Raw genomic sequence first — 24,300 nt, forward strand, 5'->3', positions numbered from 1 at the left:
GAGGAGTCCTTAAATTAGGTTGCTCCTCTTTGGGATGAATCGATCTTTATGGGTTACTTCTTATTTTACTTTCTTCGCGAAGTATTCCAGCGTACGAACCAACTGTGCAGTGTAGGACATTTCGTTGTCGTACCACGATACGGTTTTCACCAATTGTTTGTCGCCTACGGACAATACTTTCGTTTGCGTAGCGTCGAACAAGGAACCGTAAGTGATGCCTACGATATCCGAAGATACGATTTCGTCTTCGGTGTAACCGAAAGTTTCTGGGTCAGAAGCGGCTTTCATAGCAGCGTTCACTTCGTCAACCGTAACGGTTTTCTCAAGAACAGTTACAAGCTCAGTCAAAGAACCGGTTGGTACAGGCACACGTTGAGCTGCGCCGTCGAGTTTACCTTTCAGTTCAGGGATAACCAGGCCGATGGCTTTCGCTGCGCCAGTTGTGTTTGGAATGATGTTTGCTGCAGCTGCACGAGCACGACGGAAGTCACCTTTCGCATGCGGAGCGTCCAGCGTGTTTTGGTCGCCAGTGTAGGCATGGATTGTAGTCATCAAGCCTTCTACGATGCCGAATTTGTCATTCAGCGCTTTAGCCATAGGAGCCAAGCAGTTCGTTGTGCAAGATGCGCCGGAAATAACAGTTTCCGTGCCGTCGAGGATTTCATGGTTTACGTTGTAAACAACGGTTTTCATGTCGCCGGTAGCTGGAGCGGAGATTACAACTTTCTTCGCGCCGCCTTTCAGGTGAAGCTCAGCTTTTTCTTTCGTTGTGAAGAAGCCTGTGCACTCCAGAACGATGTCAACGCCAAGCTCGCCCCAAGGCAATTCTTCAGGGTTACGGTTAGCCAGAACCTTAACTTCTTTACCGTTTACTTTGAAGAATCCGTCATGTACTTCAACGTCGCCGTCGAAGCGGCCTTGAGTTGTATCATATTTCAACAAATGAGCCAACATTTTCGCATCTGTCAGGTCATTGATTGCTACGACTTCGATACCTTCCACGTTTTGAATGCGGCGGAATGCCAAACGTCCAATACGTCCAAACCCGTTAATCCCTACTTTTACGCTCATTGAATAGTTCCTCCCAGTGTTTGATTTTTTTTATTATTCAAGACAGGCCCGAAAAAACCCGTCATGAGTAAACCCATTTATTTCCCGGATTTCTTGCTGAGCTCACGAACGATCTCTTCCGCCGCCGCTTCATCGGTCACTAGAATATCCTCATGTCCAAATCGTAATACGGCATGGATCGCTTTCGCTTTGCTCTTGCCTCCCGCGATTCCGATCACGGTCTCTGTTCGCTTGATGTCCTCGAGACGCAGGCCTAAGGTTAGCATTTTGTGCACGACGACGCCATCTTCATTAAAGTAATAACCAAATGATTCCGCTAGCGCGCCTTCCTTGCGGATTTCCTCAGCCATGCCCGGCTCCAGCTTGCGGCGCCGCGCCATCTCCATAGCGTCTCCGATCCCGTGCACCACGATACGTGCCTGGCGGATCATGTTCACGATATCTTGAATGTTCGGATCGTGAACGAGCGACTCATAAGCTTCCTTCCCCAGCAAATCGGGAACATGCAGCAGGCGATAACCTGCACCAACCCGCTTCGCCATGCCGGAAGCGATGGTGTTCGCCTGGATTTCCAGGCTCTCGCCAAGACCTCCGCGTGCTGGTACAAACCAGCTTTGCTTCATCGTGACGTTCGGCGGTGGATTCAGCTGATCCGCGACTTCCGCCAGCGTTGTGCCGCCGGTTACCGCAACCACATCATCCCCGCACATGGCACCCATCAGTGCCTTGGCACCTGCACGCCCCAGCTCCCGTTTTACGAGCGGTGAGGTTTCGCAGTCTCCAGGTACAATCACCACTTTGCGCAGTCCATAATGCTGACGGATCGTGTCCTCCAAATTGGAGAGCCCGAACAACTCTAGCATCATCGGTTCCAAATCCTCAATCAATCGCCGTCCTGCGTCGCTGATTCTCATGCCTATATTCTCGATTTCTATCAGGCCTTGGGCCTTCATGAGATCTGTCTCGGCACGCAACACACGCTCCGTCATGTCCAGCGAATTCGCCAAGGTTCTGCGGCCAATGACTTCAGACAACATGATCTGGTGAAGTATAGTGTACCTTTTCTTGAGAATGTCCATGAGATCAGGAAGAAGCTGCTGTTGAATCTCTAATATATTTCGCATGCTTTCCACTCCTGCAAGCTTCGTCTTCTCTCTCCATCTCCTGGTCTTAAAATGTCCCGGGTTAACTTTTTAAGTCCCACTGATATTTTAACCAATATTTAGTTCGGTTGCAAGCCTGACGTCCGTATCATTTACTTTTGCCATTTTACTTATACATGGGGCCTCTAGGAGTACGTTATCGTTCCATAAAAAAGCTCCTTCCGCGAAATATAAACGATAGATGTCGTCTACTCTCGCAAAAGGAGCATGCGTGATTCACTTCAATATAATTGCCCGTTCAAGCAAGGCTTACGCTCTAGGGATACGAATGGACAACGCGCTCTTCGGTCCGAGCCGGAACCGGGCTTCTTCCGTTCCTGTCAGCTCCAACGCGACATTTCTCGTTTCTTCCCCATCATTAAACAGTACGACGCCAATTGAATCGTCCGTATTCCGGAAAGCCACGGAGCGAATCGCAGCCTCCTCTGCCTCAGCGGCAATCCGCACCGCCTGCGGCCGGATCACTTTGCTGAAATGAGCCAGCGCATAATAATCCAGCGTATACTCGAGCTCGCGGGTCTGCTGGTTCACCGTCACAATCCCGCGGCATGTGCTCTTCCCAAAGCCGGGGACGGTGGGCCCATTCTGCTCATCGAGCGCCATATTCCAAAGCACCAGCGATTGGCTGTGATGGCGCAAAATTTCAATTCCCGTCCGCATGACATTGGAGAACGCCGGTTCAAACGCCGGAATCCATTCTCCACCGGAGCCTTCGGTGAAATGAACCTCTTTTTCCGGATAAGCCTCCTTCACTTGGCTTTGCGCCGAAGTTTCCCCTCCATACCAATGCCAGGCCACGCCGTCGACCGCATCCGCCGCTTCCTTGAATACGGACAGTGGATAATCCGGACGATCCCAGTTGTGGTCATAAGCCAGGATCTTCGTGGTCAAGCCGCGTTTCGCAAAAGCCGGTTTCAAATAGTTTTTCACAAAATCGGTCTGCATCTCGGCCGTCATCAACATCCCCGGGTAATGTCCCGGCACATAAAGCGGTTCGTTCTGCGGCGTCACCGCATAAATCGATAAACCGTGCTCGGCGTAGGATTCTACATAACGAACGAAGTAGTTCGCATAGGCTTCATAATATTCCTTCTTCAGTTCCCCGCCGATCATCGAACCGCTCGTCTTCATCCAGCCCGGCGCGCTCCAGGGGGAGCCAAACAGCTTGATGGATGGATTCAAGGCCAGCGCTTCTTGTAAGAGTGGAATCACGTCGGCCTCGTCGTGGCGGATGGAGAACCGCCCCATTTCCGGGTCGGTCTCGCCCTCGGGCAAATCGTCGTAGCTATAGATGAACCGGGCATAATCCGAGGCACCCATCGGGTTGCGCAATACGGAAAGGCCAATCCCTTCTTCCGAGTCAAACAACTTCTTCATTAAGGATAAACGCTGTTCTTCGGTAAGCACTTGGTGGATCAAATAGGCTGCCGAATCGGTAAAAGAAGCCCCAAATCCGTCCATCGCCTGATAGCCCACGGTTTCATCCAATCGGACGGCAACATCCGATACTGCCGAATCCTGCGGCAGCAGCTGCTCTCTCGTTTTTTGGACGAAGAGAGAAGACTCTCCAGAGGAATAATAAAGTTCGAGCTCACGCATGATGTTCCCTCCACTTCTATATTGACGCTCAGTTTACTTGAGGCCGAGCTTATCTTTATTGGCTTTCATTTTCTCCGTACGAATCTTCACGATTTGATCCCAACCGTTGTCTTCGATGAATTTCTTATAGTTGTTCAACGTACTCTCGAATTCCCCATCGTTCTTCGCACGAATCAAGCTGACCATCGTTGTGTTCCAGGTTGTGTTGATCGCCGTCAAAGAACGAGCTTCCGGAGATCCCGCGTCCGGATTGATATTTTCAAGGATGAAGTGAGGTACCAGCTTGCCTTTGCCCCACTCTTGCATTTGCTTAATGGACTCAGGGAAAGCATCGGCGCTCAGTGCTTTATGACGATCATGGCCGAAGAACATGAATTCGCCCATGCGGTATTCTTTCTTGAACTTATCGGCATCCGTTTGTTGCAGCTCTTTAACTTCCGGCGTAAATTGAACCGTTCCATCCGCGTTCTTCGTGTAGGTCTCGCCTTCGATCCCGAAGTTCATCAGCATTTGACCTTCTTCGTCCAACAGGTACGTGAAGATTTGGAGGGCTTTCGCCGGGTCTTTGCACTGTTTCGTTATAAAGCTGATCATCCAGCCGGTGATGCCGGATTGGTTCAATTTCGGCGTGTTGCCTACCGTGCTTTGCGGTCCGTCGATGGCCAGATAAGCTTGATCCGGATGGGCGGTGGCGAAGATTTGCAGATTGCCGCCTTGCTGCGGGGTTCCGTCAAGCAGCATCGTTGCGTATTTGCCGGATTTCACTTTTTCTTCAAAGGCTGGACCGTCATCGGCGAAGCTGTCGTCGCTGATATTGCCGGCTTGATGCACTTGATTTAGCGTCTTGAGCCAAGTCAGGTAATCTTCATCAAGGTTCCGATTATAGAATTCGCCGTTCTCGGTTTCCAGCGGCACGCCAAGGAAGTCTTGGAACACGTCGCCCAGGGATCCCGTTCCTTCGCCGATCGAGTTAAATCCGAAAGGAATCAGCTCCGGGAATTGGGTTTTGATTTGCTCCATCACATTCTTGAACTCCTCGGGCGTACCAATACTTGGCTTGCCCAGCGCTTCATACACGTCCTTGCGGATCACGAAGGCGGTTTTGGCCGGAATGTTACCGCTGTCATAATCGGCTTGCGTATTGGAGTAGTTCGGGTAACCGTATGTGTTGCCGTCGGCTTGCTTAAACCAGTTGAGCGTATCTTGCGCAGCCACTTTGTTGAAATAAGGGTCGTATTTCTCCGCCAGTTCGTTCAGCGGCAATGCCCAGGAAGAAGCCTTCTGTACGACGGCGGAGTTCGAATCGAACACCGTGATCAGGTCCGGCATGTCGCTTCCCGCGAAGAAAGTGTTGAGTTTCGTATCGTCGCCAGTCACAAATTTGATGTCGATATTCAAATCTTCTTTGATTTTCTTCGTGACCACATCGTTGCCGAAGTCCGTATTCCACCAATCGGCGTTGACGTACCAAGTCAGCTGGGTTGGCTCTTCCTTCTTATCCAGCTTCCATGCCGGTGTATTGGCGTCTACCGTATAACGGTTCTCCAGGGAGACGTCCCCTTTCGCAGCCTTGGAGCCGCCGCCGGAGCCGCCGCATCCCGTAACGACCAGCGCGGCGGTCAGCAGGGCGGCGCAAGCCGTCATCCCTTTTCTAGCAAGACTCTTGTTCAACTTTAACATTCGTGTACCCTCCCTTTTTTTGTAAGCACAACTAGTTCAACACGCGGTAGCCGTCCTAATTCTAAGTTGCTGATTCGTTACTCCTTCACCGCCCCCAGCATCATGCCGGAGATAAAGTATCTTTGTAATAATGGATAAATCACAACAATCGGCAAAGTCGTAATCACAATTGTTGCGAGTTGAACTCCTTTGGTGGTCGTTTCAATCACGACGGAACCCGCGACATTCTGCATCGATTGGGTCTGGGATTGAACGATGATTTCGTACAGCTTCATTTGCAGCGGATAGAGGTATTGATCGGTGATGTACAACTTCGTCGTCATGAAGTCGTTCCACTGATTCACGCCGTTGAATAAGGCAATGGTAGCCATGGCCGGCATCGACAACGGAATAAAGATCTTCAGGAAAATTCTCCAGTCTCCGGCACCGTCAATCTTGGCCGATTCCTCCAGGGAATCCGGCACGTTCCGGAAGAAGTTCATGAGAATCACGACGTCGTAGTAGCTGAACAAAGCCGGGATGATGTACACCCAGAAGCTGTTAAGCAGACCCAGCGATTTAATGAGCAAGTACGTCGGAATCATGCCGCCCGAGAAGAACATCGTAATAACGCCCATCGTCACGTACAGCTTGCGGCCGCGCACATTGCTCTTGCTGAGGCCGTAACCGATCATCGCGCAGAAGAATACGTGGGTAACCACGCCGATGACCGTCTTCAGGACCGAGATCAGGAACGACTGCCAAATCGTATCGTCCCGAAACACCGCCTCGTAGTTCTCCAGAGAAAATTCCTTGGGCCAGAAGACGAACCCGCCTTCCGCCAGCGATCGCCCCGAACTGAAGGAAGAAACGATGACGTTCCAGAGCGGAATGACAATGATGATTGTAAATAGAATCAGGACCGTGACATTGACGGTATCAAAAATTCGGCTGTCGAGATCCTGTTTGACCGCCTTTCGATTCATGGCTGCTGCTCCTTCCTTACAGGACAGATTGATTATCGTTGAGTTTGCTGGTCACCTTATTGGCAAACACCAACAGAATGACGGAGACGATCGAAACGCCGAGACCGACGGCGGTCGCGTAGGAGAAATCCCCTTGCGTCATCCCCATCCGGTACACGTAAGAGTTGATGACCTCGGCTTTTTCCCGGTTCTGGGAGTTGATCAGCACTAAGGTCTGGTCCAGGTTGGAGCCCAGCAGGCCGCTGACGGTCAGGATCAGGTTCAAGCTGATAATCATCTTCATGTTCGGTAAGGTGATGTTCCAAATTTGCCGGAGCCGGCTCGCCCCATCGATCTTGGCCGCCTCGTAATAGGTCGGATCAATCTTGGCCATGATGGCGAGATAGAGGATCGTCCCCCAACCCGCTTCTTTCCAGACATCGGACAACACGGCGATCCACCAATATTTGCCCGGATCCAACATGATGTTCTGAGCCTTCGAAATGATTCCCAGGTCCAGCAGCAGCTGATTGAACATGCCGGTCGTCGAGAACCAAGTGATTAACATCCCGCCAAGAACGATCCAGGATAAAAAGTGCGGGAGATAGGAAATGGTCTGTACGATTTTTTTGAACCGGCCCATGCTCAGTTCGTAAATCATGATCGCCAGGATAATCGGGATCACGAACCCGATCGCCAGTTTCAGAAAGCTGATCCCCAGCGTGTTCACCACCGAATCCCAGAAGTACCGATCGCTTGCGATAATCTTGAAGTTATCCAATCCCACCCATGGGGCGGAGCTTAGCGTATCGATGACCGTGTAATTCTTAAAGGCGATGGTTAATCCGTAAATAGGGACGTAGCAAAAAATAATCATAAAAATAATCCCCGGCCAGATCATCGACTGGATTTCCCACTGCCTGCCGAAGTCGATAAAGAATTGCTTCATTCTTAATCCCACCGGTTTCTTGGCTGCCGCAGCTGACTTCGCCATTTTGCGCTCCTCTCTTTATTCCTCAGGGAGGAATAAAAACGTTTTTATTTTAATCAAAAGAATCCCTATGGTTAATCGCTTTCAAGCTGGCTCGAGCTTAGTCTCGCCTTAAACGGACATGGCTCGAGCCCCGCACGATCAGTTCACCGTCCAGTTTTTGCACCTTCCCCTGCTCTTGCTTCTTAATCATGTTCACCAAATGGTTGACGGCCAAAATCCCTTGCCGAGCAATTTGATTTCGTACGGTGGTTAGAGGCGGCGTAAAATACTGAGCGATATCGATATCGTCAAACCCGACGACGCTGATGTCCCTTGGGACTTCAAGTCCATACGAGCGCAAAGCCTTAATGCACCCGATCGCACTCAGGTCGTTGCCCGCCAGAATCGCGTCTGGTATTTTGCCCGGATGTTTGTGAACAAAAGCCCGAACCGCATTATAGGTGCTCTCTTCTTCAAAATACCCCTGCACAATGAAATCCTCGTCCACCGGCAATTGATGCTCTCGTAAAGCGGCGAGGTACCCTTCCTTCCGCTGCACGCTGTCGTACATCGTATCCACACCGGACAGGTAGGCGATTCTCTTGTGGCCCAGGCTAATCAGGTACTTAGTGGCTTCGTAAGAGGAGGCATAAGAATTGAAAATGACCGTTCCCATCGTTTCCTTCTGAATGACCCGATCGAGAAATACCGCCTTGATCTTGTCTTTCTCCATCATTGCGATATCTTGATCATCAACCCGTAATTCCTCGTAAATGATGACGCCGTCGACTCGTCGACCCATGATATTGCTAATAATGGTTTGCTTGTCGGCCGTAACCATCACGTGCAAACCGTATCCAAGCCGTTCGCTCTCACGCGCCATCGACTCGACCAGAATGTAGAAATAAGGTCCCGAGACGCTGGTCGTGAAAAAGCCGAGCATATTCGTCTTCTTCGACTTCAGCTGCTTCCCGTTTAAATTCGGAACGTAGTTCAGTTGCTTGGCAACCTTCAGCACGTGGGATTTGGTCTCCGGGTTCAGTACGTCCACGTCATTTAACGCGTTAGAAACCGTGGAGATCGAAACGCCCGCCGCTTTAGCTACATCCTTAATGGTGACTTTCCCCATCTCTCGATACACCCTATCTATAAAAACGTTTTTATATATTCATCAAGTTATCATAGAAACGCTTTCATGACAATCCTTTTTTTGGGCCTTTTTTACTTTAAGGATTTCGCCTTGCGTTTTGATTTGAAATATCATATAATAATTTTTGTTCGCTAAATTTGCGCCCGTGGTCCAATGGATATGACGTAGGCCTCCGGAGCCTGAGATCGAGGTTCGATTCCTCGCGGGCGCGCCATTCTATATTTGATTTACATGAACAAGTCCTGACTTTTAGTCGATTGGACTTTTTTTATTCTCTTGAGTTTGACTTTCTTTGACTTTCTCGATTAAATTGTTTATGATGAGATTAATCTTCTTCGTTTCCGTCAATTCTTAGATTGATTGGGGCGATTTTTGCAGACTATTCCATTGGGTGGGTCGTTCCATGCGAGCGCCCTAAATTTAAGGAGGTTTTATTGGTGAGTTATATTCCTATGGTCGTTGAACAAAGCAATCGCGGCGAGCGCGCTTACGACATTTATTCCCGTCTGCTCAAGGACCGGATCATCTTCCTGGGCTCCCAGGTGAACGATGTCGTCGCCAACTCCATCATTGCCCAGATGCTGTTTCTGGACGCGGAAGATCCAACGAAGGACATTTCCCTATACATTAACAGCCCTGGCGGTTCCATTACTGCCGGTATGGCGATTTATGATACGATGCAATTCATTAAATCCGACGTCTCCACGATTTGCGTCGGGCTCGCCGCTTCGATGGGCGCTTTCCTGCTGAACGCAGGCGCACCAGGCAAACGCTATGCGCTGCCGAACAGCGAAATCATGATCCATCAGCCGCTCGGCGGAGCCGAGGGCCAGGCAACGGATATCGAAATCCGCGCCCGCCGTATCCTCAAAATGCGTGATAAGCTAAACCAAATCCTCGCCGAACGGACCGGCCAACCGCTGGATCGGATCGAGAAGGACACCGACCGCGACTACTTCATGAGCGCGGCGGAAGCGAAGGAATACGGCTTGGTCGACAAAGTCATCGAGAAAGTGGATCCAACCGCCAAAGCCTAAGGCTTAAGACGAAAGGCTGCGCTTCGAACAGAAAGTTCTGTTCGAAGGGCGGCCTTTCTTGTTATATTTATTTTTAAATAAAGCGAGGGAAGGCACCAGCCAGCCCGGCGCTGGGCAGCCACGGTGATCGCGCGGAGGCGCCGGGGAAGCCCATGGGGCCACGTGGGGCGAGCCGAGGGCGTTGGGGAAGCCCATGAGGGCACGTGGGGCGGGCCGAGGGCGCTGGGCCGGCCGATCTTAAGCGTGAATCCTACCACCGCCCGCTCTAACGCTGATGAGAAACGTTATACTAGCGAATTCGGGGGTTTTTCTATTCTAACGACGCTGAGCGGCGCTATTTTCATCAAAAGTACCTGTTTACCGCTGTAAAATGAACAATAAGCTCTGTGGTAAGCGTTAGCCTCAGAATACCGCGATTTTGGCCCACTTAAGCTCTGTGGCAAGCGTTAGCGCTAAAGTTAGTTCAGGTGCGACGGTTGGGATGGCCATTTAGTTGTGTCATTGGACGGCTTGGGATGGTTAGGTGTGACTTGGCTTGGTTAATCGACGGATAATTAAAGGAGTGAATCGGGAGATGAAACAATCCGCAAGGAAGAAGCTGTATGAAGTAAGCCGTACGTTGGCGAATGTCGCCATGGGTAAAGCGAAGGCCGATTTGGTCGTTAAGGGCGGTACGTTGGTCAATGTCTACACCGGGGAGCTGTTGCCGCAGACGGACGTCGCCGTTGCCGAAGGGCGAATCGCCTTCGTGGGGAACGCCGAGCACACGTTCGGCGAGGACACCGTCGTGATCGACGCGGCGGGACGCCACATTGTTCCCGGGCTTCTGGACGGGCATATGCACGTTGAGAGCACCATGCTGTCGGTGGCCGAGTTCGCCAAGGCGGCGCTGGCCAAAGGGACGACCGGCATCTTTATGGATCCGCACGAAATCGCCAACGTGTTTGGCGCGGAGGGCGTGCGCTGGATGCACGAGGAAGGTCAAGTCCTGCCGCTTAAGGTCTATACCACGTTTCCTTCCTGCGTGCCGGCCACCGATCATTTGGAGGATGCTGGAGCATCGCTGAACACGGACGATATTGCCGAAGGGATGACCTGGGACGGGGTCGAAGGATTGGGCGAAGTCATGAACTTCCCCGGCGTCGTGTTTGGAGATCCGAAAATGCACGGCGAGATCCAAGCTACGATGGAGGCGGGAAAAACGGTAACCGGGCATTTTCCGAGCGATGACGAGCGGATGCTCCAGGCTTACACCGCATCGGGCGTTACCTCCTGTCACGAGACGGTGACCCGGGAGCAAGGGCTGGCCAAGCTGCGTATCGGCATGCACCTGATGATCCGCGAGGGCTCGGCTTGGCATGACGTTAAAGAAGTGATCAAGGTAGTCACCGAAGATAAGGTGAACCCTTCGAACATCCTGCTGGTCACCGACGACGTGTATCCGCAGACGTTGATCGAGCAAGGCCACATGAACCATGTCGTGCGCCGAGCCATCGAAGAAGGCGTCGATCCGGTCACCGCGATTCAGATGGGAACCATCAATACGGCGCGGTACTTCAAGGTCGACGGCGACTTGGGCGGGATCGCGCCGGGTAAATGCGCGGACCTGCTGCTGATCGGCGATCTGCGGCGGATGGAGCCGTCGACGGTTATCACCGACGGCAAGGTCGCCTACGACGACGGACAGCTCCGCGTTCCGTTCCCGGCGTACCCGTATCCGCCGCAGGCGCGTGCCTCGGTGAAATTGGCGCGTCCGCTGACCGCCGCCGATTTCCTCTACCGCAGCGCCAGCGGCAAAGAGCAAACGACGATCCACGTCATTGACGTGATCGAGAACAGCGCCCGCACGGCGAAGGGGACGGCAACCGTCAAGGTTGACGGGGACGGAATCGTGCGGCTGGCCGCCGAGCAGGATATCACGACGCTCGCTTGCATCGACCGTCATCGCGGGTCCGGCGAGCTGTCGCTCGCCTTCGCGCGGGGCTTCGGCCTGAAGCAAGGGGCCGTAGCTTCCACGGTCGCGCATGACAGCCACAACCTGCTCGTCATGGGTACGAATCCCGAGGACATGGCATTCGCGGCAAACGAGCTGGCGAAGTTGGGCGGCGGCATGATTGCCGTGCTGGACGGCCAGGTGCTCGCAGCGGTGCCGATGGCTATCGCCGGCCTGATGTCCGATCAGCCGCTGGAGACCGTCGTCACCCAAGTGAAGGGTCTGGAGGCGGCCTGGAAGCAACTCGGCTGCCAGTTGAACGCACCGTTCATGACGTTTTCGCTGATCGCCTTGCCAGTCATTCCCGAGCTGCGTATCACCAACCGCGGCCTGGCCGAAGTGAACGAGTTCAAGCTCGTTCCGGTGGAAATCGATTAGCACCGGTTAAAGCCGCGAACCATACGTACCCAACCCTAAATAAACCCGCCAGAGGTTTCCTTCTGGCGGGTTTTTAGCATGACCCTTACAATGATCCGTGGAGCACGTTGCATGACCGGCCTATCGAGATCATACTGCCGCAGATTAGCGCAGCACCCCAACCGACTCACGACACACGAGTCGCGTGTCCAGCAGCACCAGCTCCCCGCCGGTCGCGTGTGCCTCAATCAGCTCGAGGATCTTGCACGCGCCCATCCGGCTGAGCTGCTCGATCGGCCGTTGCACCGTGGTGAGCGGCGGATTCGTGTAATGCGAGAAGCCGATGTCGTCAAAGCCGACGATCGAGACGTCCGCAGGAATCTGCAATCCCGCCTCTGCGGCCGCCTTCATCGCGCCAATCGCCATATCGTCGTTGCAGCAGAACACCGCTGTCGGCCGTTCCTCCAGCGACAGCGCCATAAGCCTCCCCATCGCCAAATACCCGCTCTCCACGTCGTAGCGGCCCTCCACCATCCATTCCCTCCTGACCTCCAGGCCAGCGGACGTCATGGCTTCTAGATACCCCTCCTTGCGCTCCTGCGTCGACTTGTAGCCGGCGATCCCTTCCACCAGAGCGATGCATGTATGGCCCGAGTCGACTAAATGGCGTGTCATCGCGTAGGCACCCTCCCGGTCGTTGGACACAAAATTGATCATGCCAGGATCGCCTACATTCCGATTCAACACAACCAGTGGAATCCCCTGCTCCCGTACATGGCGGATAAACGCATCATCAAGTTCGCTTTGGCTCATCAGCAGAATGCCGTCAAACCGACGGCGATGAATCGAACTGAAATCCTCGAAATCATCGATCCCTCGGAGAAACAAATTATACTGGACGCCAACCTCCTGACCCACACCGCGGATGGCCTCCGCGAGGAAGCTGGAGGACGTCCCCTGGACCATGCTCGTAAAAAACAACCCGATCGTATGGGAGCGCTGCAACACCAAACTCTTCGCGTTATAATTCGGCACGTAATGCAGCTGCTCGGCAATCTCTAGGATCTTGCGTTTGGTCTCCTCCTTGATGAGCGGACTGTTGTTCAGCGCCCGGGAAACCGTCATATGCGAGACGTTCGCCGCCCGGGCGATGTCTTTAATCGTAGCGGACATGAAGCAGCGTCAATCCTTTCTATTGTTCCGGAAAAGCAAAATATCGCTTGGCATTGCCATAGCAAATGTCGGTAACGATCCGTCCCAGCAATTCGAAGTCCTCCGGTGCCTCACCGCGATCGACCCAATCGCCGAGCACATCGCAAAGCAAGCGACGGAAATACTCGTGCCGTGTATACGATAGGAAGCTGCGCGAGTCCGTCAGCATCCCGAGGAATTGCGACAACACGCCAAAGTTGGCCAGCGTACGCATTTGCTGAGTCATCCCGTCCTTGTTATCGTTAAACCACCAAGCGGTACCGAACTGGATCTTGCCCGGCACGCCGCCACCCTGGAAGCTGCCCATGATACTGGCAAGGGCCCAGTAATCATTTGGGTTCAGCGAATACAGGATCGTCTTCGGCAACCCGCCATCCTGCTCCAGGGCGTCGAGCAGCCCAGCCAGCGCTTCGGCCAGCGGCCCATCGTTAATCGCGTCGTAGCCCGTATCGGGGCCCAGCCGCTTGAACATCGCCGTGTTCGTGTTCCGCAGCGCATGGATATGCAGCTGCATCGCCCACCCGCGCGCAGCGTATTCCTTGCCAAGGAAGCGCATCGTATACGATTTGTATTTCCGTTCTTCCACCGGAGTCACGGAGCCCTTGCTCAACGCCTTGGCGAAAATCGCCTCCACTTCCTTCAGCGTCGTCTCGCGATACTCCAGCGTATCTAGCGCATGATCGGACACACGACCGCCGATTTCATGGAAGAAGTCGATCCGCTCGCGCAACGCGTCTATTAACGCCCCGTAATTCGGGATCGGCTTGCCCGTCGTCGCCTCCAGCTTCGCCAACCAAGGTTTAAACGTATCGCGGTTGATCTCTAAGAACTTGTCGGGGCGGAAGCTTGGCAGAACTGCGGTGTCGAAGCCCTCCAGTTCCTTGATCTTCAAATGATATTCAAGTGAATCCGCCGGATCGTCGGTGGTACAAACCACGTTGACCTTGGACTTCGTAATCAGATCGCGTGCGCCAAACCCTTCGCTTTGCAGCTTGGCATTTGCTTTATCCCAGATAGCCGAGGCACTCTGCTCGTTGAGCAGCTCCTGAATCCCGAAGAACCTTTGCAGCTCCAGGTGCGTCCAATGGTACAACGGATTACCCAGCAGCTGCGGCACAACCTTGGCCCAAGCAAGGAACTTGTCATAGTCATCTGCCCCGCCGGTAATGAGCTCCTCGTCGACTCCACAAGCCCGCATCACCCGCCACTTGTAATGATCGCCGCCCAGCCAGGCTTCCGTCAGGTTGCGGAACGTCTTGTTCTCGTAGATCTCCTGCGGGCTCAAATGGCAGTGGTAGTCGATGATCGGCAGATCCTTCGCATATTGATGGTACAGCACCTCCGCCGTATCGCTGTTCAACAGAAAATTTTTCCCCAAAAACTTCTTCGCCATATTCCCATTCTCCCTTCAATTGGATCGTTGCCTCTCCTATTGTTCACGTTAACATCATTATGCTGATTCCATTGTAACCGTTTCCGGGTAAAACGCAAGGAGATTTATAGGTGCTGGGAAGACGTTGTCAATAACCTCCGTGTGTGTGCAACATCGAGGGGATTACTGTTGGATTTCCTGCAACATACTTGACCCGAATGGGCCTAGCTCGTTCCGACCTGCTGCCGCAATGATGTTGCACTTTGTACAACGATGGGGTCTTGAACGCCCTGAACCCAACGAATTTGTTATACAAAATGCAGGATCTGCCCTCGCCTCGCCCCATACAAAAACCGCCCTCCCGGCAGCATCCAGCCGAAGAAGACGGTAAAGGAATCAAACGCCTTAACGCGTTTTGAAATCAAACGGGTTCGTTCCCGGCGGCAACAGCTGGGCGAACGGAAAGTGGAATTCCGGGAAGCCAAACACATAAGGCAGATAGTCATACAGCTGGAAGAAGATCGTGACGCCGTCATCCTGCACAAAATACGAAGGATTCGGGCCGATCGTCTTGAAGTTGCCGAAATACCCGTCGGTTTCCTGCAGCTTCTTGGCAATGGCCGGGTCAACGATACTGCGGTAATTCGGGTTCGCCCGGAGCAGCTCGTCCAGCGTCAGCAGCTTTCCGTTATCCAATCGGAACGTCAGACCCTCCCGCACGGTAATTCCATGCGCACCGCCGGTGTAAGAGTACAGATCCTCGTAAAGACTTAGCACCCCGTCGCGATTGTAGGTCACCTTGTAGACGCCGACATATTCGTAAGGGTTCCCGCTGGGCGTCGTCGGCTGTCCCGCTTTCGCTTCCTTCAGCGCATTTGCCACAAACGTTTCCGCCTTCTCTTTGAGCAGCTTATTCATCCTCTTCTGGACCGATTTGTTCTTCAACCCGCTGATTTGCGGATAATCGACTTTAATCGAGGCTTCGGGGATTTTCTTCTCGATCGTATGGTTCGTGATCTTGACGCCCTGCTGCTCCTGCTGGAGTGTCGGCTTCGCCGCCCCCATCTCCCCGCTAAGCTCTACCGGCGACTGCGGCGCAGCTTCCGTCGGAACGACAGCCACACCGGAAACCATCAGCCCTGCGGTCATCAGCGATGTCATCATTTTTACCGCGTTACGCTTCATTGGATATCGCCACCCTCTTCAAGTTAATACCTAAATTATGACCCTGGTGGCAATATTTCATGTACGCAAAAAGCGCCAGCACGCCTTCCCTAATGGGAAGCGCCTGGCGCTTTTCAGAGATGACATTGTAAAAATCCTACCGTCCGCTCTTCAATTCGGTCCAGAAGCGGTCATACAGCTGCAGCTTGTCGCCCACGTCGCCAAGCCATTCGGTACGGGACAATTCGTCCTCGGACAGATTAATCATTTTGTCGTTCCGATACTCTTCGCTGTGGAACTCCGTCGCTTTGGTATTCGGATCGCTGTAGCCAATGGATTCGTAGTTCTTCGCGCTCACTTCCGGATCGAGCATGAAGTTGATGAATTTCTCGGCTAGTTCTTTATGCTTCGAATCCTTCGGAATCGCATAGTTGTCCGACCAGATGGTGCCGCCTTCCTTCGGAACGACATAAGCCACGTCCGGATTGTCCTGTGCGATGTAGGAGGCATCGCCCGACCAGACGGTGGCGATCCAGCCTTCCTCTTGAATCATTTTTTGCTTAATATTATCGGTATCAAAAGCCAAAACGCTCGGCAGCAAATTCTTCAGATCCTCCACGGCAGCCGTGATCTCGCCTTCATCGGTGGAGCTGTTGGAGCGTCCGGCCTTCTTCAATGCCATGCCGATCACCTCGCGGTTATCGTCAAGCAAGATGACCTTCCCCTTGTACTCGGGATTCCACAGGTCCTCCCAGCTGTCGATCTCGTCTTTAACGTATTTCGTGTTGTAGGCGATCCCCGTTACCCCTGAGGTGTATACGACCGAGTATTTGTTCCCTGGATCGTATGCTGGGTCTTTATAGGCGTCGGATACATTAGCGAAGTTCGGAATATTGTTCATGTCCAGCGGCGCCAACAGGTCTTGCTTGATCATCGTAGCCACCATGTAATCCGACGGTTGAATCAGGTCATAACCGCCGCCGCCCGCCTTGATTTTGGCCAGCAGGTCTTCATTGTTCGCAAACACGTCATAATTGATCTTCACGTCAAACTCTTGTTCGAATTGCTTCAGCACTTCCTCGTCAAAATTGTCGGCCCAGCTGTAAATGTTCAACGTCTCCTTCGAAGATCCGCAGCCGGACAGCAACCCGATAAGCATCAATCCTGCTAGTACGAGGCTAGCCCATTTCTTGTTTTTTATGTTCAATTCCCAATCTCCCTTCTGTTTCGTCGTACCGAATATAAGAATCCTCCTAGAACGGAAGCACGGATTGTTTCTTCTGGCCCTTGCCACGATTCAGCACAAATTGCGCCAGGAAAATCAAGGTCACCGTTACCAGGATCAAAATCGTACATAATGCGTTAATTTCCGGGGAAATACCCCGTTTGACTTGTCCATAGATGTAAATCGGCAGCGTGGTCGAATTCGGCCCGCTGACAAAGAAGCTCACCATGAAGTCGTCCAGCGATAGCGTAAACGCGATCAACGCCCCGGAGATGATACCTGGAGCGATTTGCGGCAAGGTCACGTGTCGGAACGTTTGCCACGAGCTTGCTCCCAAATCCTGTGCCGCCTCCTCCAATTGCCCTCCCATGCCGGACAGACGGGTGGTGACAACTACGTAGACGTAGGACAAGCTGAACGTAATATGCGCGATGATAATCGTCATTTTGCCTAGCGGCATATTCAATTGATTGAACAAGACCAACAAGGATAAGCCCATAATGATGTCCGGGATAATAATCGGCAGATACAACAGGCCGCCCATTCCCGCCTTAAAGCGGCGACCCAGCTTCCGCATCGCCAGCGCCGCCAGCGTGCCAAGCACCGTTGAAATTACTGTCGAGACAACTGCCACGGTCAAGCTGTTGGCCAGCGCCTCCATGACATGGCGGTTATCGAACAACGAAATATACCAATCGAATGTAAACCCGCTCCAATCCGCCGCCAACCTAGAGCTGTTAAACGAATAAGCGACGATAAACAGGATTGGCACATAGATAAATATCATCATCACCAGCGAATGAACACCCAGCAGCGGATGGCTTTTGGTTTTCATGAACGCACCTCCCGCACCTTTTGATATCGCGAGGTCATCGCCCGATTAAACAGCGCAATCAGAATCAACGACGTGATCACGAAGATCACCGACAGCGCCGAACCAAACGGCCAGTTGCGGGCTCCTAGGAACTGGCTCTGGATAATGTTGCTGATCATAGCCGATTTGGCCCCGCCCAGGATATCGGTCACGACAAACATCCCCGTCGTCGATACGTACACCAGCACCGAACCGGTCATAATCCCGGACTTGGTTTGCGGCAGCGTAATGTGCCAGAACGATCTCCAGCGCGTTGCTCCAAGATCGCTGGCTGCCTCCAGCAACTTCTTGTCCATTTGCTCCAGCGCCACATAAATTGGCAGCACCATAAACGGAATAAACGTATACACCATGCCGAGCAACACAGCCCCTTTGGTGTACAGCATCTGCAGCGGCTCGGAGATCAGCCCGATGCCAAGTAGGAGCTCGTTGACAATCCCTTGCGTACGCAGCAGCAGCACCCAGGCATAAGTGCGGATCAGGAAGTTAATCCAGAACGGCACGGTAATAAGCACCAGGCCCCAGGTTTGCATTCTCGGGCCGGCATTCGCGATATAGTAGGCCAAAGGGTAGCTGAGCAGTAGGCATAATGCAGTCGTCAATACGGATAACAGAATCGTGTCCCAATAAATCCCCAAATATAACGGGTCGAAAAATAACGCATAGGCATCCAGATTAAAATCCAGCACGACATTGCCAAGATCGTCGCGCCCCATAAAGGAGATCCCCACCACGATCAGCATCGGCACGACCAGGAACAGGCATAACCACAGGAGCACCGGCAGCATGCTCAAGCCAGATTTCTTCATGATCCGATGACCACCTCGTCTTCTGGCTTCCAATCCACCCCAACCGTCTCTCCGATTTGCCACGTGCGCTCATCGTTTACGTCGAGCACCACCGAGACGGTCATCGGTTCGTTGTCGAGCTGGACAATCAGCTTGTGAACCCCGCCGAGATACAGCACGTCTTGCAGCTCGCCGCTTCGCTTGGATTCGCCGTTCTCACCGCCCCGCACGGCCTTCAGCTTCTCCGGCCGCACGGCGAACAACCGCCCGTCCCGGGAGAAGATGTTATTCTCGCCAACGAAGGTGGCCGAAAACAACGTGGCCGGCTGTGCGTAAATTTCCCGCGGCGTGCCGATCTGTTCCACCTGACCGCTGTTCATGACCACGATGCGATCGGACATCATCATCGCTTCTTCCTGGTCATGCGTCACGTACACAAACGTGATGCCGAGACTGCGCTGCAGCTGCTTGAGCTCGCCTTGCAGGCTCTTGCGCAGCTGTAGGTCCAACGCACCTAACGGCTCATCCAACAGCAGCACCCGAGGCTTGTTGGCAATCGCCCGCGCGATAGCCACCCGCTGCTGCTGCCCGCCGGACAGCTGATGCGGGTAACGCTTGGTGAGCGCGGTCAGTTGCGTCATCTCGACCGCCTCCCGCACGCGTTCCTGCTGCTGCTTGGCTGGCATCTTCTTCATCTTAAGCCCGAAGGCGACATTCTCTTCCACTGTCATATGAGGAAACAAAGCATAATGTTGAAAAACAAGGTTCAAATCCCGGCGATTTGGTGGCAAATTCGTCAGGTCCTGTCCGTCGAGCAGGATTTTTCCAGCGGATGGTTGCTCGAACCCGGCGATCATGCGCAAAATCGTCGTCTTGCCGCAGCCGCTCGGGCCCAGCAAGGTGAGGAATTCCCCTTCCTTAATCGTGAGCGTTAGCGGATGCAAGGCGACCTGTCCCGCAAAGCGTTTCTCCACCGCGGCCAGTTCTATCATCTTTGCATCAACTCCTTCAATGTAGGCTTGTCTTCCTAAGAAAAAAAAGCCATATCCATTGGTATGGCTTAACGGGTCCTAGATCATTTTTTCGCATATTCACTATACCTTGTTTTGACGCGGGTTACAATAGTTTTTGTTGGGTACCAAGGGAGTCAAATCAAAACCGCCCCCGATCGAAATCGGGGGCGGTTCCTATTGCTCGGTTTATTTCAGTTCGTACATCACGGTCAATGTCGTTTGCAAGTCGATTTCGCCCGGTTCCACCGGCGTGCTAGCTGCGGAATCGGCCGCGGCCATTTCCATCATCTTATAATTCTGCGTGAAGATTGGCGTGCTAGCATTAGCCTGGCTGATGCTCAGTACGATGCCCACCTGGCGGTTCGCTGCCTTAGCGATCGACGCCGCTTTCTTGTTGGCGTCATTCATCGCCTTTTGGATCACTTGATCCTGATATTGATCCGGATTTTCGGTACTGAAGCGAATATTGTCGATCCGGTTGGCTCCCGCCGCCGATGCCGCATCGAGCAACTGTCCAACCTTCGCCAAATCGCGGTAGGTCACTTCAAGCGAATGCTGAGCGGAATACCCCTTAATTTGCTGGCCTTCCTTATCGCTGTACGTATAATTCGGCTGTACGTAAAATTGGCCGGTTTGGATATCCTTATCGGCAATTCCCCATGTCTCTTTCAACAGCTTGGTCAGTGCAGCAACCTTGGTCGCATTGGCGCTTTGGGCTTCCTTCGCCGTCTTGGCTTCCGTCACTACACCAATCGATAGATACGCTACATCCGGCTTCACGGATAACTCGCCACTGCCCACAACCGTAACCACATTCTTCTGCATCTCGCCATCCGCATAGACCGGCGTCGGCGCATTCAGGGTACCGCTTACAAACATTCCTCCAGCAATCAGTGTCCCCGCAACCAGCAGCGATGCCGCAGGCTTCATCCATGTTCTCATGTTCATGACCTCCATTTATTTGATAGACATTGGTAATTTACCCTTCTAAACGCAAACCGCGTACAAATGTTGCAGTTCACGCAAAAAAAGGATGATTCCGCAGTAAATCCACGGAAACATCCCCTTGTTCCGAATGGCAAAACCAGTGTTTACTGGTTCTCCAACTCCTCTTTGCTGACCAAATTGATTAAAGCGTTTGCAGCCTGCTCAGCATCCGCACCTTCCGCGCTGATGAAAATCTCAGTACCGGTACTGATCGCGAGGCTCATAATCCCCATAATGCTCTTGGCATTGACTTTTTTATCGTCTTTCTCAACGAAAATCTCGGAAGAATATTTATTCGCTTCCTGAACGAAAAGCGCAGCCGGCCGGGCATGCAGCCCCGTCTTCAGACGAACGGTAACCGGGTGTTTAACCATGAAAACTTACCCCCTATACGAATTCAATCCACATCATCATATTCGTAGACATTATAATTTCTATCATTATAGCATACGGAGTACGTAAGACACTAGCAGCAAAACCTTTTTAGCTCCCGCGAATTTTTTCGGCAAGCTCGTCGATTTTGCGCAGCCGGTGGTTCACTCCCGATTTGCTAACCGTTCCTTTGAGCAGCTCGCCCACTTCTTTCAGGTTCATATCGGGGTGGGCCAAGCGGACCTCGGCAACTTCTCGCAGCTTCTCCGGCAAATTCTCCAAACCCATTTCCTTCTGAAGCAGCTTGATGTTGTCGATCTGCCGAACGGCAGCGCCGATCGTTTTGTTCAAATTAGCGGTCTCGCAATTCACGATGCGATTCACGGAATTCCGCATGTCACGCATGATCCGCACGTCCTCGAATTTGAACAACGCCTGATGTGCGCCGATGATGCTGAGGAGCTCGATGATTTTTTCGCCTTCTTTGATGTAGAAAATAAACCCTTTCTTCCGTTCGATGCAGCGTGCGTTCAGATGAAACTCATTCGCCAAATCGACTAGCGCCTTGCAGTGCTCCTCGTACATCGAGGCAATCTCCAGGTGGTAAGAAGAACCCTCCGGATTGTTGACCGAACCTCCGGCCATGAATGCCCCGCGCAGATAAGCCCGTTTACAACAGTTTTTCCGGGTGAGCTCCGGATTAATCCCCGAGTTGAAAATAAACCCTTCGGAGACGATTTTCAACTCCCGTAAAATCTCCTCAACCCGGGCCGGAATGCGGACGATGTAGACGTTGTTTTTCTTGAGGCGCATCTTTTTCCGGACCAGTAGCTCCGTATGAATTTGGAAATGCTTCTTCAGCAAGGAGTAGATCCGCCTTGCGATCGCGGCGTTTTCGGTGGAGATATCCAAAATGATCTTTTTGTTCGAAACCTGCACCGATCCGTTCATCCGGATCAAGGCGGATAATTCGGCCTGCTCGCAGCAGTCCGAGGCTTCGACCATCGTCAGCTCTTTTTTGGTTTGCGCCGCAAATGACAAGGGACTCACCTCTTTCGTAAAATCCAGTTATCAACCAGTTGGTAAATATGATGGCTTAATTTATCAGCGTCATGCCGCAGGTATCTTCGGAACAACACCAACGTATCGGCGATGACCTTGTACCCTTGACCCGTCACGTTATCCCAGTCTACCTGGACGGGCTTAGCACCTTTCTCTGCGTAGAAATCCTGAACCTGCGGCGGAATTTCGCCGTCATTCACGATCACGTAGTCGAACAAATGCTTGCCGACATGGTTATACACTGCCTGCAAATGGTCGCTGACCGTGTAATCGTCCGTCTCGCCCGGTTGGGTCATGACGTTGCATATGAATATTTTGATCGCAGAAGTATTCTCCAATACGGCCTCCGCCAGCTTCGGTACGAGTAAGTTAGGAATGATGCTGGTATACAAGCTGCCCGGTCCGATCAGAATCGCGTCGGCCTCCCGGATCGCCTCAACGGCCTCCGGCAACGGCTCGACTTCCTCCGGTTCAAGGAAGATGCGCTTGATTCGGCCCCGCACTTCGGGAATCTTCGATTCCCCGGTCACGATCGTGCCGTCTTCCATCTCCGCATGCAGCACCACCGCCTGACCGGCAGCGGGCAGTACGCGCCCACGCACGGCAAAGACACGGCTGAGCTCGCGAACGGCCGTCACAAAATCGCCGGAAATGTCTGTAATCGCGGCCAAAATCAAATTGCCCAAACTATGGCCGGCCAGCCCCGAACCCGAGGCAAACCGGTAGTTCAACATATCCGACAGCAGCGGCTCGACGTCGGCCAGCGCGGTTAATACGTTTCGGATATCGCCGGGTGGCGGCATTTGCAGTTCGTTGCGCAAAATCCCGGAGCTGCCCCCATCGTCGGCTACGGTTACGATAGCCGTGATATCGAGCGGTTTCTCTTTCAACCCGCGAAGCATGACAGACAATCCGGTGCCTCCGCCCATCACGACGATCCGCGGAACTCTGTTCTCCTTAGCCCGATGTATCACTTGGTTCACCTCTTAATGAGGGTTCAAAGGAGATCGGATTCTCCTTCTGAATAGCCTCTATACTTGCAGGGGAGCTAGATTAACGGTCTCGGCCCTCGTCGCGATGACTCACGCGAACCGTTTCCGTTTCGCTGACGCCGAGCATCCGACCGAGGTATTCGGCAATCGCAACCGAGCGGTGTTTCCCGCCGGTGCAGCCGATCCCGATGATCACCTGGCTTTTCCCCTCTTTATGGTACTGCGGCAACAGAAAATGCAGCATATCCAGCAGTTTGGCCAGGAACGTTTGGGTCTCCGGCCACTTCATAACATATTCATATACATCGCTGTCTTGTCCCGTGTGCGGACGAAGCTGCTCGATATAATGCGGATTCGGCAAGAAGCGAACGTCGAACACCAGGTCAGCGTCGATTGGGATGCCGTATTTGAATCCGAACGAAGTAATATTTACCGATAAATTGCTGCTCTCCAGATGTGAGAAGCGGGAAATGATCTTCTCCTTGAGCTGCGCCGGCTTCATGTTGCTGGTATCAATCACCTGGGTTGCCGACATCCGCAATTCATCCAGCATTTTACGCTCCAGCCGAATGCCGTCGAGCGGCATGCCTTCTGGGGCTAGCGGATGACGGCGGCGGCTTTCCTTATACCGCTGTACAAGAATCGAGTCGGTGGCATCGAGGAACAGGATTTCACACTTGATGGTGAAATGTTCCTTAATAAAGCTAAGCGACTCCGACAGCGCCGTGAAGAATTCCCGGCCGCGCAAGTCGATGACGAGCGCGACCTTGGCGATTTTCCCTTTGGACTGCTCAATCAATTCGGCGAATTTGGGAATCAGCACCGGAGGCAAATTATCCACGCAAAAAAATCCGAGATCTTCCAGACTCCGTACGGCTAGCGATTTACCTGCCCCCGACATGCCCGTGATAATGATCAGATTGGCGACCGAACCTGTTTCCTTCTCCGGCATTGTTGTCCCTCCTCGCAAACTTCTCCTTGTCCCATGTTCTTTTTTTCTCCTTAGCGAACCATTAGCCAGGCCTGCTTGAACGTCACTGATCCTAACGGACCGTAATGACCTTATTGGCCGATTTTCCGGCGGTTTTCCGCTGTAACGGACCTTAGAGACCTTATTGGGCTCGTAGGTCGGCCATTTCGCTGCATTTGCCTGAAATAGGGTACCCTCGGTCCGTTAGAATCCGCAGTGGGTCTGCAACGGACGAATAGCGTCTCTGGTGTCCGTTAGCCTGCAGGCATACACCGCACTGACTCAGCTTCGTGATGGAAAGA

Annotated in this window: 21 protein-coding genes and 1 tRNA gene; 3 read left to right on the top strand and 19 right to left on the bottom strand. The window is 52.8% G+C overall.

Annotated elements, in window-relative coordinates:
• Window positions 1-60: 60 nt before the first annotated feature.
• The 7 genes from gap to IM700_RS09025 all read right to left on the bottom strand — a co-directional run bounded on the left by gap (window position 61) and on the right by IM700_RS09025 (window position 8,559).
• The gene (gene gap, locus IM700_RS08995) at window positions 61-1,071 is read right to left on the bottom strand and encodes a type I glyceraldehyde-3-phosphate dehydrogenase (protein ID WP_155606951.1); all 1,011 of its coding nucleotides are present in this window, start codon (window positions 1,069-1,071) and stop codon (window positions 61-63) included.
• Between the two features lie 77 nt (window positions 1,072-1,148).
• On the bottom strand, window positions 1,149-2,195 hold the full coding sequence (locus IM700_RS09000) for a sugar-binding transcriptional regulator (protein ID WP_155606950.1): 1,047 nt from the start codon (window positions 2,193-2,195) through the stop codon (window positions 1,149-1,151).
• Between the two features lie 288 nt (window positions 2,196-2,483).
• The gene (locus tag IM700_RS09005; RefSeq protein WP_193417273.1) at window positions 2,484-3,833 is read right to left on the bottom strand and encodes a glycoside hydrolase family 30 protein; all 1,350 of its coding nucleotides are present in this window, start codon (window positions 3,831-3,833) and stop codon (window positions 2,484-2,486) included.
• 33 nt (window positions 3,834-3,866) lie between these two features.
• Window positions 3,867-5,513: a type 2 periplasmic-binding domain-containing protein gene (locus IM700_RS09010; RefSeq protein ID WP_193417274.1), complete on the bottom strand. Its 1,647-nt coding sequence runs from the start codon at window positions 5,511-5,513 to the stop codon at window positions 3,867-3,869.
• A 77-nt stretch (window positions 5,514-5,590) separates the two neighbouring features.
• On the bottom strand, window positions 5,591-6,478 hold the full coding sequence (locus IM700_RS09015) for a carbohydrate ABC transporter permease (protein WP_155606947.1): 888 nt from the start codon (window positions 6,476-6,478) through the stop codon (window positions 5,591-5,593).
• 16 nt (window positions 6,479-6,494) lie between these two features.
• Window positions 6,495-7,451: an ABC transporter permease gene (locus IM700_RS09020; RefSeq protein WP_193417275.1), complete on the bottom strand. Its 957-nt coding sequence runs from the start codon at window positions 7,449-7,451 to the stop codon at window positions 6,495-6,497.
• Window positions 7,452-7,548: 97 nt separating this feature from the next.
• On the bottom strand, window positions 7,549-8,559 hold the full coding sequence (locus IM700_RS09025; RefSeq protein WP_155606945.1) for a LacI family DNA-binding transcriptional regulator: 1,011 nt from the start codon (window positions 8,557-8,559) through the stop codon (window positions 7,549-7,551).
• A gap of 160 nt (window positions 8,560-8,719) precedes the next feature.
• Between IM700_RS09025 and IM700_RS09030 the strand changes: the two genes are divergently transcribed.
• The 3 genes from IM700_RS09030 (at window position 8,720) to ade (ending at window position 11,988) form a co-directional block, all read left to right on the top strand.
• Window positions 8,720-8,794 (top strand) — tRNA-Arg (locus IM700_RS09030).
• A gap of 223 nt (window positions 8,795-9,017) precedes the next feature.
• Entirely contained in the window at window positions 9,018-9,617 is a 600-nt protein-coding gene (gene clpP / locus IM700_RS09035; protein WP_280516406.1) for an ATP-dependent Clp endopeptidase proteolytic subunit ClpP, read from the top strand.
• Between the two features lie 574 nt (window positions 9,618-10,191).
• The gene (gene ade, locus IM700_RS09040) at window positions 10,192-11,988 is read left to right on the top strand and encodes an adenine deaminase (protein ID WP_193417276.1); all 1,797 of its coding nucleotides are present in this window, start codon (window positions 10,192-10,194) and stop codon (window positions 11,986-11,988) included.
• A 144-nt stretch (window positions 11,989-12,132) separates the two neighbouring features.
• Here the strand turns inward: ade and IM700_RS09045 are convergent, their stop codons facing one another.
• The 12 genes from IM700_RS09045 to rapZ form a co-directional block, all read right to left on the bottom strand.
• Window positions 12,133-13,140, bottom strand: a complete 1,008-nt coding sequence (locus IM700_RS09045) for a LacI family DNA-binding transcriptional regulator (protein ID WP_193417277.1) — start codon at window positions 13,138-13,140, stop codon at window positions 12,133-12,135.
• A gap of 19 nt (window positions 13,141-13,159) precedes the next feature.
• Window positions 13,160-14,572: a glucuronate isomerase gene (gene uxaC / locus IM700_RS09050; protein ID WP_193417278.1), complete on the bottom strand. Its 1,413-nt coding sequence runs from the start codon at window positions 14,570-14,572 to the stop codon at window positions 13,160-13,162.
• 384 nt (window positions 14,573-14,956) lie between these two features.
• On the bottom strand, window positions 14,957-15,736 hold the full coding sequence (locus IM700_RS09055) for a DUF3298 and DUF4163 domain-containing protein (protein WP_155606939.1): 780 nt from the start codon (window positions 15,734-15,736) through the stop codon (window positions 14,957-14,959).
• A gap of 136 nt (window positions 15,737-15,872) precedes the next feature.
• A complete protein-coding gene (locus IM700_RS09060) occupies window positions 15,873-16,916 on the bottom strand; it encodes a spermidine/putrescine ABC transporter substrate-binding protein (RefSeq protein ID WP_280516408.1) in 1,044 nt (347 codons plus the stop codon).
• A gap of 52 nt (window positions 16,917-16,968) precedes the next feature.
• Window positions 16,969-17,775: an ABC transporter permease gene (locus IM700_RS09065; protein ID WP_155606938.1), complete on the bottom strand. Its 807-nt coding sequence runs from the start codon at window positions 17,773-17,775 to the stop codon at window positions 16,969-16,971.
• Window positions 17,772-18,623, bottom strand: coding sequence for an ABC transporter permease (locus tag IM700_RS09070; protein ID WP_155606937.1), 852 nt, complete (start codon window positions 18,621-18,623; stop codon window positions 17,772-17,774). The genes IM700_RS09065 and IM700_RS09070 overlap by 4 nt, the downstream gene beginning before the upstream one ends.
• Complete coding sequence (locus IM700_RS09075; protein WP_155606936.1) at window positions 18,620-19,594, bottom strand: ABC transporter ATP-binding protein; 975 nt, start codon at window positions 19,592-19,594, stop codon at window positions 18,620-18,622. The genes IM700_RS09070 and IM700_RS09075 overlap by 4 nt, the downstream gene beginning before the upstream one ends.
• 207 nt (window positions 19,595-19,801) lie before the next feature.
• Complete coding sequence (locus IM700_RS09080; protein ID WP_155606935.1) at window positions 19,802-20,557, bottom strand: SIMPL domain-containing protein; 756 nt, start codon at window positions 20,555-20,557, stop codon at window positions 19,802-19,804.
• A gap of 149 nt (window positions 20,558-20,706) precedes the next feature.
• Window positions 20,707-20,976: an HPr family phosphocarrier protein gene (locus IM700_RS09085; RefSeq protein ID WP_155606934.1), complete on the bottom strand. Its 270-nt coding sequence runs from the start codon at window positions 20,974-20,976 to the stop codon at window positions 20,707-20,709.
• 109 nt (window positions 20,977-21,085) lie between these two features.
• Window positions 21,086-22,015 carry a DNA-binding protein WhiA gene (gene whiA, locus IM700_RS09090; RefSeq protein WP_155606933.1) on the bottom strand — a complete coding sequence of 310 codons (930 nt, stop codon included), beginning with the start codon at window positions 22,013-22,015 and terminating at the stop codon, window positions 21,086-21,088.
• 5 nt (window positions 22,016-22,020) lie between these two features.
• Window positions 22,021-22,965, bottom strand: coding sequence for a gluconeogenesis factor YvcK family protein (locus IM700_RS09095; protein WP_155607041.1), 945 nt, complete (start codon window positions 22,963-22,965; stop codon window positions 22,021-22,023).
• A 124-nt stretch (window positions 22,966-23,089) separates the two neighbouring features.
• Window positions 23,090-23,980: an RNase adapter RapZ gene (gene rapZ / locus IM700_RS09100; RefSeq protein WP_193417279.1), complete on the bottom strand. Its 891-nt coding sequence runs from the start codon at window positions 23,978-23,980 to the stop codon at window positions 23,090-23,092.
• Window positions 23,981-24,300 lie beyond the last annotated feature (320 nt).

Origin of the sequence: Paenibacillus rhizolycopersici (assembly GCF_014947195.2) — a bacterium.
Classification (GTDB): Bacteria; Bacillota; Bacilli; order Paenibacillales; family Paenibacillaceae; genus Fontibacillus; species Fontibacillus rhizolycopersici.